Here is an 11,678-nt window from a genome sequence, read left to right as displayed (position 1 = left end):
CACATGGTAGCACGCAAGCCCAAGATCCTGGTCGCAATCGCGCTGGCCAACAAGTTGGTGCAATCGTTGGCCTTCGGGCAGCCCATGAGCGTCCCTGACGTCGGCGTTCAAACTTCCGACGCTTTCGCCGCGGCCATCGATCAAGCTAACAGCTTCCGGCAATCCCGCACCGCGACACCTAATTCGGATTGCTCGCCAAGCCTCACAAATCCGGGGAAATCGACGGGACAGGACGACAACGTATGCCGTCGAAAAGGACGCCCGCGGACTAACGCCGCAAGGGCGTGTCCAGTTGCGCCAAAGCCGCTCAAAACCTTTACTCGATGATTTGGAGGCTTGGCTGGCCGCGCAGATGGCACGGATTCCGGGCTAGCCAAAACTGGCGAAGGCTATCCGCTATGCCCTGACGCGGATGAAGAAACTGCGCCCCTATCTGGATCAAGAAATTCTGGAAATCGACAACAATACAGCGGAAAGGGTGATGAAGCCGATTGCCATAAGCAGCAAGAATTACCTTTTTGTCGGTTCCGAAGGCGGCGGGAAAGCTGCTGCCATTGCCCATACTCTGATCGAAACCGCCAAGATGAACGGTATAGATCCCCAAGCGTGGCTCGCCTGGGTTTTGGCGCAGATCACGGATCATAAGATCACACGTCTGAACGAGCTCATGCCCTGGCGCTACGTTGCTGCCGCAGCGTAGCAGGCACCGCCCGATCTGTGCCAGAGCGCCTTCACCGGACGGTCACCTAATCACTCGCTACTTATGGGCAACAAGCTATCATTTCCACTTCGACTGCGGCGTTGCCGGGAAGTGACGAAACGCCAACGGCCGATCTTGCATGATGCCCGACCTCGCCCAAAACGGCCGAAATCAAATCTGATGCCCCGTCTGCGACTTTCGGGTGGCTCGCAAAGCCCGGCACGGCATTCACAAAGACAGTAAGCTTTGGAATATGAGCCACTTCGTTCAGATCCCCTGTCGCTTCCTGCAGCGCCGAGAGGAGCCTTAACGCACATAGTTCGGCGGCTGCTCGTGCTGCGTTCAGATCAAGTTCCGTTCCAACCTGCCCGCGATATTTCAGCTCGGTTCCAACCTTGGGAGTCTGACCCGCCAAAAAGACAATGTCACCATTTCTGACCCAAGGTCGATAATGTGCGGCCGGAACTGGCGAAGGCGGCAGGACAAGACCTAATCGTTCTAGGCGTTCTTCGATCCTCATTGACATTATCTCTGCAATTTATGTGCTCATGGGCGCCGAATGATCCAGCGCTTGTCTCAAATCAGAAAGGAGGTCTTCGACGTTTTCGATGCCAACCGAAAGCCGAAGTAGATCCCGCGGCGTCGGGCTATCGGCCCCTTCCATACCAACACGATGTTCAATAACCGATTCAGTACTGCCAAATGAGATCGCTTGCCGGATCACTTTCACGCGCGACGCCGTTTCCTTAGCCGATTGTTCGCCACCCCTCATACGGAAGGATAGCATTCCACCGAAGCCGCCCGTCATCTGGTGACAGGCAATTTCGTGTTGTGGATGGTCAGGTAGTCCGGGATACAGAACCTGTGCGACAGCAGGGTGCGTATCCAGAAACCGGGCGATTTTCAACGCCGATGCAGAACTTGATTTGACCCGGAGAGACAGGGTTCTCATTCCCCGAAGAAGTAACCAGACCTCGAAACTGCCAAGCACCGCACCATAGGCATTCCGCTTTGACGCCATTTCCTTCAATACATCTTCTCTTCCTGGCGCAACGACCGCCGCGCCGGCGATCAAATCACCGTGTCCGTTCATGTACTTGCTGCAAGAATGTAAGACGATGTCGGCGCCATGCTCGATGGGCCGCGTCAGGATTGGTGTCGATACCGTGCTGTCGATGGCAAGCATGGCATTGGCGGAATGTGCGACCTCGGCCACAGCTGCGATGTCTGTAAGGGTCCATGTTGGGTTGCTTGGTGTTTCAACCCAAACGATCTTGGTCTTTCCGGGAATAATAGCATTTGCCACCGACCGAGCATCGTAGGAGTCTAGAAAGGTGAACTCCAGTCCCCAAGGTTGACCTTGTTGCTTGGCCCAGTCACGTAAACCAGAGTAAACGGCTTTCGGGAGGATGATATGATCGCCTGGCGCCATGCGTTGAAAAACCGTAATGATCGCTGCCATTCCGGACGGGAAAAGCAAACAACCAGCGCCACCTTCCAAACGATTGATTAAGGCTTCTGCTTGAGCGTAAGTTGGGTTGTCATCGCGTGTAAATATGCGGCCAGCCCGACCGGGATTTGCAGGATCGCGTAGGAACGATGTCGAGGGACGCAATGGCGCTGCCATAGCATCGGTTTCGCGGTCGATCCAGCCAAGTGCTGTTGCGGTTTGCGTTTCTGGTGAAAGTGTGTCGTGCATTTTGTACCTCAAGGGCATGCTTCTTCAAATTGATGTTGTCTTGCGGTGTGGACCGCAGGAGTTCAGGGTTACATGTTATTTGTTCGAGTTTCTGCACTAGGGCTTAGCACTTTGGAAACGAAAGATTTCGGACCTAGGTTCAAAAAATTCGATGGCGTGTCTGCATAATCTTAGGTTCTAAAAAATATAGAGATTTCTATGTGTTAAAAGGTTTGGCCTGAGCGTTTTAGAACTCTATGCCCGTTTCTTCGGTCGGACCGTTTGCATTAGCCATTATCGAAAAATGAAGCTAACTTGCGGGGCTTGAAAGTTGAACATGCGAAAGCCTCCATACGTTCGTCGAACTTGCGCGGCTAGGTGCGCAAGTTCAGATTCTTCAGCAGCACTGTGAACCGACTGACGCGCTCGACCAGCGATGTGACATTCGATTGCCCAAGGCTCTACCCGCGTCTGCGCGCAAACCATACGCTTCTCGCCCTCAGACCAATTCCGACCCCAGCGCCGCTTTGCCATGCCCAACCTCGATAATGTCCACTTGTTCGCTAATGGACATTATCCCTCACTAACGAGGACCGTCAGTGCGGGCAGGCCGGACGGTTACCATCACCAAACAGGGCGACAACATAGTCCTCAAGCTGATCTACGAAGCTTCTACTTTGATCCTAACGCGCAGTCGTGGCAGCTTCGCCCTCAAAACTTGGACCCGGAAGATCGCCAAGCGCCGAGGTCTGAGAAAGGCGCGTGAGGCGCTTGCCGGGGCGGCTGGCCGTTATCATGCACGCGATGCTGCGTGACGGCTACATTGTTCGAAGCGTGAGGTGAGATAGAACGGTGTCCCGAGAGGGAACGCAGGAGTTAACGATCCGCGAAGTTTGCCGGATGGGTCCTGGAACCCGTTTCAAGCCAATGCAACGTTCGGCCTTTTGAAACCCGATACAGCTCGATCTTCTCAAAACAATCAGTGCAGACAGATCCCTGAAACCTACAAGGCCGACACCGCCGAGCTCCGCAAACTACAGATCCTGAACCTAAAGGAAATCATTTTTTTCGCGCCATCGTGGGGGACACTCCGAAACGAGCCCGGTAGAGCTTCGCAAAATGATTATTGGAACTAAAGCCACATGCGGTGGTGACTTCAGTTACCGACAAATTGGATTGCAGTAGCAGATCCTGAGCTCTTTCCAACCGGAGTTGCCTGTAGAATTTCATAGGTGGACAGCCGAGGTCGCTTTTGAAGAGCCTTTCAAGCTGCCGTACAGAAACATGTACCTTTTCCGCAAGGCTTTGAGGTGAAAGCGGCTCTTCTAAGTGGGCTTCCATCAGGTCTAAAACTTCGGCGATTTTCTTATTTTGGATACCGACCCGGTGAGAAGCACTAAGACGCGTGTTGCGCTGGACATCGTGGATGCGGCTGTACATTAATCTCCCAGAGACCACGCTGCTAAGATCTTGCTCATACTTTTTAGTAATCAGTGTCAGAATCAAGTCGATTGAGGCGGTGCCTCCCGCAGTCGAGTAAATCCCACCTTCCGCTACAAAGACTTGGTCGGAAAGTTCGGTCGAGGGAAAACTCTCCTGAAATCCATGCCGGTTCTCCCAATGGATTGTGGCCTTGTAAGAGCCTAGAAGTCCGGCCTTGGCAAGAATATACGCGGCGGTGCATAATCCGCCCATTTCAATGCCTCTACGACGCTGATGCCTAAGCCAAGACAATAACTTTGGAGTGCAATTTTTTTGAACATTCTCACCGCTGCAAACTAATATGATTGACCCGCGGTCAACATCATAAAGTCCTGATTCAGTCAGAAGCTCGAAACCGAGAGAGCTTTTGATAGTTTCGCCTTTTTCACTCAATATCTCCCAATCAAATAAGGGAGTATTTTGCACGCGGTTGGCCACTCGCAGTGTCTCCAGAGCCGAAAAAAGCGACAAGCTGCTGTACTCGGGCACTAAAACGAATACGAACTTTAGCGGTTTGGCGCCCTTTTCCATCGGAGTTACCTGTACTGAATGAGGTTGTTCTGGCGAAACACCTTGTTGCGCTCTCTTTTTTTATCGCGATGCCCCGTTTAAATCACACTTATATTTTGATGGCTAAACCTCTGAATCTTTTGCGCGCGAGGCGCGTGGTTCGAGCGTTGCCGTGACTTCGAACAGAACTTTTCGGGTCGAACCTGGCTGCTTGAATTTGCTGACGCCGTGCTGGATCAGATCTACGCACGCTTTACCCAAATGGAACACTGCCCGCGGCAGGGCAGCCGTGTCTTCTTTGAAACGCTGGCGGCGATCTGACGCTAAAAACAGTGGTAGAGACATCGGCGCAATGTGCTGACAATCAGGGCCGCGACGTCTCGGGCAACCACAAACTGTTGCGGGTGATCAACAAGGTCAAGGACGAAATGCGCGTTTTCATGAACACACCGGGCGGTCAGTCTTTTTGCGGGCGAATGCGGCACCGGGCTGCTGTTCCGCCTGATCATGAATGCCTGTCAAGGCACGGCTTGGGTCGGCACCGTTCTGGGCTCGACGCTGGAATGCTCCGCCACCTGCGTCGCCTGTGCCCGCTGGGTCGGAGTAGCGCAGCAAAAACATGTGCTGATCAAGCATGACAACGCCAGCGGCACCCTCAGTGCCGACGCCTATGCCAAGGCCGTCATCCCCGGTGCCGTGGTGGCAACAATCGCCCATACCTCGCTGGTAAAACGCAAGGGTGTGGATCTGGCTGCCTTTGCGACCCTAATCCGTAAATTTGCCCCTGATTGCCTGATCTTTGCCAAGGGCTATGTGATTTCACCCTACAGTATTTTCTCGCACCACGGTTACAGCCCGGCCTGGCTCTTGGACTAGCTGACCCGTGTGTCGCACAACCCTCTGATTGACGGACCCGAAGACAACTGGAATTGGCTTCCGCAACACCCGCAGGTACGCGACGCGGTCTGATGTGGTCGATTATCTGGAGTGTCTTGGCGGTGAAGTGAGTGACATCGCGGACCGGCGCGCGCAATTCGTGGTCTCGGGCGAGGCGATTCGCGCGCTCGAAAAGGCCCTAACCGACGCGATGGTCCATGGCGCAGGCAACCTGCCTTGTCTGACGGAAAAAGGACGGCGTCACAATCCTAGGCGGTACAAGCAACCCGGCGCGCGAAGAGTTGGTTTCGCTCACCGTGAACGGTGCGCTTTCGGTGGATTCAGTGAAGTTTCTCGGCGTGAAAAGAAATTACCGGCTGACACTGCTCCATCCAGCGGCGCTGCCCGGCCACCCGACCGGGCAGTTTGCTTTCGGAAGCTTCCCTTCCAATGACGTATCGAATCCAAGGCCTTTGGGCTTGAATTCTTCACGGGTCATCCTCTGCCCCCGCAGCTAGGGTCGCCGGGAAAGAAACAGCGGCCCGCCCCAGCCTGCAGGAGGTGCCGTTTCTGGCACGCAGGCAAGGGAACATGACGCATGAAAACCCATGCACAGGCAGTTGTTATCGGCGGCGGACTGGTCGGCTGTTCGATCCTCTACCATCTGGCCAAGCTCGGCTGGACCGACGTGGTGCTGCTGGAGCGCGATGAGCTGACCGCCGGCTCCACCTGGCACGCGGCAGCCAACATCCACGGGCTGCACGACAACAACAACGTCACCCGCGTCCAGCACTATACCATGAATCTGTATAAGGAACTGGAGAAGGAAACCGGCCAGGGCTGCGGCGTGTTTCAGCCGGGCAGCCTGTACCTTGCCAAAACCGAAGAGCGCGAGCACCAGCTGCGCCTGCAGGAGGCCAAAGCCAAATACTACGGGCTGAACTTCCACGAGGTGAGCCGCGAGCAGGCCAAGGAACTGCACCCGCTGGCCCAGTTCGACGACATCCGCTGCATCATGTATGAACCCGACGGCGGCAACGTCGACCCTTCGGGCGTGACCATGGCCTATGCCGCCGGTGCCCGCGCCATGGGTGCCGAGATCGAGCGTTTTTGTCCGGTGATCGGCACCGAACAGCAGCTTGACGGTTCTTGGATCGTGAAGACCGAGAAGGGCGACATTCACACCCAGTGGGTGGTGAACGCAGGCGGTCTCTGGGGCCGTGAAGTGGCTGCCATGGCGGGCCTCACCCTGCCGCTGCAACCGACCGAGCACCAGTATTTCGTCACTGAAACCATCGACGAAGTCGCAAACCTGGGCCGCCGCCTGCCGTCGATCGCTGACCGCGACGGCGAATACTATTTCCGCCAGGAAGGCAACGGCTTCCTGATCGGCGCCTATGAGAAGGACATGCGCTTCTGGGCTGAAGAGGGCACGCCGTGGGATTTCGCCCACGAGCTGTTCCCCGACGATCTGGACCGGATCATGGAAAACGTGATCCGCGCCACCGAGCGTGTGCCTTGCGCCGAGACCGCCGGCGTTAAACGGGTGATCAACGGCCCGATGATCTGGTCGCCCGACTCCAACGCGATCTGGGGCCCGGTTCCGGAGCTGAAGAACTACTTCTGCTGCACCGGCATCATCCCCGGCTTCTCGCAGTCCGGCGGATTGGGCCTTTTGGCCGCGCAGTGGATGATCGAGGGTGAGCCGCAATACGACATGTTCGCCTGGGACCTCGCACGCTTTGGCGACTGGGCCGACAAGAAATTCACCAAGGCCCGCGTCGAGGACCAATACGCCCACCGCTTTGCCATCCACTTCCCGAACGAGGAACGCAGCGCCGGCCGGCCGGCCCGTGTGCGCCCCGCGTACGAGATGCAAAAGGAAATGGGCTGCGTCTTTGGCCTGAACTGCGGCTGGGAGCACCCCCTGTGGTTCTCCGGTGTGCCCGGCACCACTGACACCAACAGCTTCACCCGCCAGAACTGGTGGGAGCCGGTGGGCCGCGAAGTCAACATGCTGCGTGAAAACGTCGGCGTGATCGACATCTCGAACTTCGCCAACTACGTGATCAAAGGCCCCGGCGCCTATGAGTGGCTGGACAAGCTCGTCGCCAACAAGGTGCCGACCGAAGCCGGGCGGTCCTGCCTGACACCGCTGATCTCGGTCCGCGGCGGCGTCGCGGGAGACTTCACCATCACCAAGATGGCGGATGACGAATACATGATGGTCGGCTCCGGCATGGCGGAACGTTATCACCAGCGTTTCTTCAACATGATCGAAATGCCGGAAGGCACCACCTTCGAGGTCGCCACCAACCGCATCGCCGGCTTCAACGTGGCCGGTCCGAAATCGCGCGACATGCTGCAGCGGATGACAAATGCGGATCTGTCGAACGAAGCCTTCCGCTTCATGCGCTCGCGTACCATCGACGTGGCGGGCGTGGAATGCCTGGCGATCCGCGTGTCCTTTACCGGCGATCTGGGCTGGGAACTGCATTGCGCCGAGGAAGATCAGGTCAAGCTCTACTCCGCGTTGCTGGCAGCTGCCGCAGACTTCGATGGCGGCCCGGTCGGCGGCCGTGCCCTTGGCTCCCTGCGGATCGAAAAGGGCTACGGCTCCTGGGGCCGCGAATACAGCCAGGAATACTGGCCGCAGGAAGTTGGCCTTGCCGGCCTTGTCAAACTGGATAAGGACTTCCTCAACAAGGAGGCCTACCTGAAGGTTAAGGACAATGCCCCGCGCGAAGTGCTGGTCGGATTTGAGATTAACGCTGTGAACGACGCAGATGCCTCTGGCGGCGAGCCTATCTTTACCCCCGACGGCAAGCCGGTGGGCCGGGTCACCTCGGGTGCCTTTGGCTACTCAGTCGGCAAGTCGCTGGCGCTGGGGTATGCCGACCCCGAAGTGGCCAAGCCGGGGGATGAGGTCGAGGTCTACATCCTGGGCAAGCCGCACAAGGCGCGCATTCTGGAAGCGGCTGCCTTTGACCCTTCGGGCGCACGTCTGCGGGCCTAATGGTCCGGCCAAGCCATGAAGACGGCGCCGCGAGACGGCGCCATTCTCTTGTCATCCTTCCACAGTGCCAGCTGCCAGCATCAGCCAACTGTGGAATAACTTGACCGACGGGGTTGGCATCTTGTCCACAACTTTGACGAAGTATGTCCAAGGGCAGACCACATCCAATTCAAATGGTTCGAACAGCAGGCCGCGCTGAATATAGGGCATTACAAGTGATCGAGGCAGTGCAATGCATCCAAGTCCCTGGGCCGCTAATTCCAACGCGATGTTTGAGGCATTCGTGCTGAACCCACTCTTAAGATTCACTTCTTGCGCGTCGATATGCTTTGCAACTAGTTCCCAGTAGACGGGACGCCCCAAAATATGGATCAAGTCGGCTCGGCACAATTGGCCTTCACTATCAAAAGGACGTCCATCAACCAAGTAGTTCGGCGAACAGACAATGGTGAGCTTTTCTTCCCAAAGTTGAAGCATGTTTGGCGTCACGTCTTCGAGATGGCTGGTCGAAATCGAAATGTCCGAAACATTTTCCTCGACGTCAGTCCAAATCGTGCCATGAATGGTCAAATCTATTTCAGGATACTTTCTACGAAAGCTTTGCACAACTTTAGGCAACCAGTTTTCAGCGAGGCTGAATGGACAGGAAACCACTACTTCACGTTTATGTTTTTGCAGCACAAGTGACTGTGTAGCCACATCAATTTCCTGGAGCGCATGCCGGACAGAGGGCACATAAGCCTCCCCTACATCCGTTAGCGAAAGTGAGCGGGGATGGCGCACAAATAGCGGGCGCCCGATGAATTCCTCCAGGCTTCGCACATGGTTGCTTACAGCAGACTGAGTACAATTTAGCTCTTCTGCTGCGCTAGTAAAACTCGAATGACGTGCTGATGCTTCGAAAGAGCGGAGGAAAGTAAGATGGGGAAGGTTCATCATGGTCTAGCGCAACCTTAGTTTTGCCGGGAATGAAAGCTGTTTGAACAGGAGAGCTCTGTCATACAAGCTTGGTCTAGGTTAGCTATAGATATTGCTGTTGTTCTTTTGGGCAAAAAATAAGGTGCCATAGGCCTGCTTTTGTTTTCGTGCCGTTCGCTTCATTTGCACTTAACCTCTTCGTGAGATCGCCTTCGATACAAAGCAACCAGGCAGCACGTGGTAGAGTCATTTTGCAACATAGTAAAAACTTCACCGGCCCATACGCCTCACTATCTCGGTGAGAGGCGCGCATTCTGTAGGGCTGATGTGTCGCCCTGCGCAAGTGATCGCAACTGGCGTGGGCCCAGATGTTGTTCGTATAGCCCACGTGGGCAAATGGCTCTTGGGCACGGTTCGTCTGACCTGCGGCGCGCCAATTAGTTAACAATAAAAGCCCCGCCCAACGGCGCGGCAGACGAAGGACCGGCCATGCCCCTCCGGCTATTGAAATACGGGTTGTCCAAAGACTACCCGGTCACCGGCGATATTCCGGCGACCCCCGATCTGAAACCCTCTTACGATGTGGTCATCGTCGGCGGCGGCGGCCATGGCCTCGCCTGCGCCCATTACCTGTCGAAATACCACGGCATCACCAATGTGGCGGTGCTGGAAAAGGGCTATCTTGCTGGCGGCAACACCGCCCGCAACACCACCACCATCCGCTCCAACTACATCACCAAAGAGGGCATCGCCTTCTACAAGGAAGGCGTGCAGCTCTACGAGGAGATGAGCGAGGAGCTGGACTTCAACGTGATGTTCAGCCAGCGCGGCCAGCTAACGCTGGCCCACACCGAGGCGACCCTACGCTCCTTCCACCTGCGCGCCGAGATGGGCAAGCATGCGGGCACCAATATCGAGGTGGTCGACGCCCAAGCGGTCAAGGAGCTGTCGCCGCATCTGAACATGGACGAAGGCGGCCCGCTGGAGATCATCGGCGGCCTCTGGCACTCCGACGGCGGCACCGCCCGCCATGATGCGGTGGCTTGGGGCTATGCTGCACAGGCCTCGCGCCGGGGCGTCGAGATCCATCAGCGCACCGAGGTTGAGGGTTTCGATATCGAGGCCGGCAACATCACCAAGGTGCGCACCAACCGCGGTACCATCAGCGCCGGTCAGGTGATGATCGCCGTCGGTGGCATGAATTACGACATGACGCTGAAGGCCGGTGTTGAACTGCCCATCCGCTGCTTCCCCTTGCAGGCGATGGTCACACAGCCGCTGAAACCCTGGCTGCACACGCTGGTCAGCTCCGTCTCCTTGCACACCTATCTGGTGCAGAGCTCGCGCGGCGAGATCGTGATCGGCGGCGGCTCGGACCCCTATCAGCTCTATTCCACCCGCTCGACGCTCGACATGAAGGAGCACTTGGCCGAAGGCGCCACCCATCTGTTCCCCTTCCTGCACGGGGTGCGTCTGCTGCGCCAGTGGGCGGGCATCACCGACATGACGCCGGACTATTCGCCGATCATGGGCGCGAGCCCTCTGAAGAACCTCTGGCTCGACTGCGGCTGGGGCACCTGGGGTTTCAAGGCGACACCAGTGGCCGGGAAATACATGGCACAGACCATCGCCAACCAGAAGGTCGCGCCGGTGCTCGAACCCTTCACCATGGAGCGCTTTGCCAGCTTCGATTTGCTCAACGAAATGGGCGCCACGGCTGCGAGTCACTGATATGAAGATCCTGACCTGCCCGATGAACGGGCCCCGCAACATCACTGAATTCCAAAGCTTCGGACCGCTCAAGGCGGATCCGGACCCGGAAACGACCAGCGATCAGGATTGGGCGCGTCACCTGTTTCGCGCCAACAACACGCGCGGCGTAATCACCGAATGGTGGCGCCATGTGCCGTCCAACTACTTCTTCCTGGCCGAGCGCAACGCCACCACCAACGAGGTGATCCGCACCTTTGATCCGTCCGAGCTGGAGGCCGCCCAATGACCCGCCTTCCTGCCCCTTGCGGCTCCCGCATCAACCGCGCCAAACCCGTACGGTTTTCCTTCGAAAACAAACTTTTCGAAGGCTTCGAGGGTGACGTCATCGCCTCCGCCCTGGCAGCAGGCGGCCAGTGGATGCTGTCACGCTCGTTCAAATACCACCGCCCGCGAGGGTTGATGTCGATGGCCGGCGCCGAGGCCGACACACTGGTGCAGCTGCCGTCTGACCCCAACGCCCAGGCCGACCTCACCCCGATTGCCGAGGGCCTGCAGGTCACCGCCCAGAACGTGAACGGCTCGCTGGACCACGACCGCGACGCCTTCATGGACAAGCTCGGCCGCTTCATGCCGGTCGGCTTCTACTATCGCACCTTCATGGGGCCCAGCCGCTCCAGTTGGCTGAAACTCTGGGAGCCCCTGATCCGCAAGAAGGCGGGCCTTGGCGTTATCGACCTGAAAGCCCCGCACAAGGACTATGAAAAGGCCAACCTCTACTGCGACGT

General features: G+C 57.1%; 9 protein-coding genes and 1 pseudogene. 6 read left to right on the top strand and 4 right to left on the bottom strand.

Annotation, left to right across the window (positions count from 1 at the left end):
- Positions 1–241: 241 nt before the first annotated feature.
- Positions 242–700 (top strand): annotated as a pseudogene (locus RA20_RS24915) (IS66 family transposase); the annotation flags it as partial.
- Positions 701–761: 61 nt separating this feature from the next.
- Here RA20_RS24915 and RA20_RS24910 read toward each other — a convergent pair.
- The 3 genes from RA20_RS24910 to RA20_RS04765 form a co-directional block, all read right to left on the bottom strand.
- Positions 762–1,220 carry a RidA family protein gene (locus tag RA20_RS24910; protein ID WP_082017911.1) on the bottom strand — a complete coding sequence of 153 codons (459 nt, stop codon included), beginning with the start codon at positions 1,218–1,220 and terminating at the stop codon, positions 762–764.
- Positions 1,221–1,238: 18 nt separating this feature from the next.
- A complete protein-coding gene (locus tag RA20_RS04770) occupies positions 1,239–2,399 on the bottom strand; it encodes a trans-sulfuration enzyme family protein (RefSeq protein WP_039125240.1) in 1,161 nt (386 codons plus the stop codon).
- Between the two features lie 1,038 nt (positions 2,400–3,437).
- Positions 3,438–4,391, bottom strand: a complete 954-nt coding sequence (locus RA20_RS04765; RefSeq protein ID WP_039125186.1) for a GlxA family transcriptional regulator — start codon at positions 4,389–4,391, stop codon at positions 3,438–3,440.
- A 486-nt stretch (positions 4,392–4,877) separates the two neighbouring features.
- Between RA20_RS04765 and RA20_RS24540 the strand changes: the two genes are divergently transcribed.
- Both RA20_RS24540 and RA20_RS04755 read left to right on the top strand, forming a co-directional pair.
- A complete protein-coding gene (locus RA20_RS24540; protein WP_052248830.1) occupies positions 4,878–5,246 on the top strand; it encodes a hypothetical protein in 369 nt (122 codons plus the stop codon).
- Between the two features lie 598 nt (positions 5,247–5,844).
- On the top strand, positions 5,845–8,262 hold the full coding sequence (locus tag RA20_RS04755; RefSeq protein ID WP_039125184.1) for a GcvT family protein: 2,418 nt from the start codon (positions 5,845–5,847) through the stop codon (positions 8,260–8,262).
- 51 nt (positions 8,263–8,313) lie between these two features.
- Here RA20_RS04755 and RA20_RS04750 read toward each other — a convergent pair whose 3' ends face one another.
- Positions 8,314–9,201, bottom strand: a complete 888-nt coding sequence (locus RA20_RS04750; protein ID WP_039125182.1) for a LysR substrate-binding domain-containing protein — start codon at positions 9,199–9,201, stop codon at positions 8,314–8,316.
- 468 nt (positions 9,202–9,669) lie between these two features.
- Between RA20_RS04750 and RA20_RS04745 the strand changes: the two genes are divergently transcribed.
- The 3 genes from RA20_RS04745 to RA20_RS04735 form a co-directional block, all read left to right on the top strand.
- Entirely contained in the window at positions 9,670–10,911 is a 1,242-nt protein-coding gene (locus RA20_RS04745; protein WP_039125181.1) for an FAD-dependent oxidoreductase, read from the top strand.
- Position 10,912: 1 nt separating this feature from the next.
- The gene (locus RA20_RS04740; RefSeq protein ID WP_039125179.1) at positions 10,913–11,179 is read left to right on the top strand and encodes a sarcosine oxidase subunit delta; all 267 of its coding nucleotides are present in this window, start codon (positions 10,913–10,915) and stop codon (positions 11,177–11,179) included.
- The coding region (locus RA20_RS04735; protein ID WP_039125177.1) for a 2Fe-2S iron-sulfur cluster-binding protein at positions 11,176–11,678 on the top strand (503 nt) is incomplete at its 3' end. The genes RA20_RS04740 and RA20_RS04735, both read left to right, overlap by 4 nt.

This window comes from Leisingera sp. ANG-Vp (assembly GCF_000813725.1).
In the GTDB taxonomy this organism is placed as follows: domain Bacteria; phylum Pseudomonadota; class Alphaproteobacteria; order Rhodobacterales; family Rhodobacteraceae; genus Leisingera.
The sequence above is the reverse complement of the archived record's forward strand: the minus strand, read 5'-3'. Positions and strand labels throughout refer to the sequence as shown.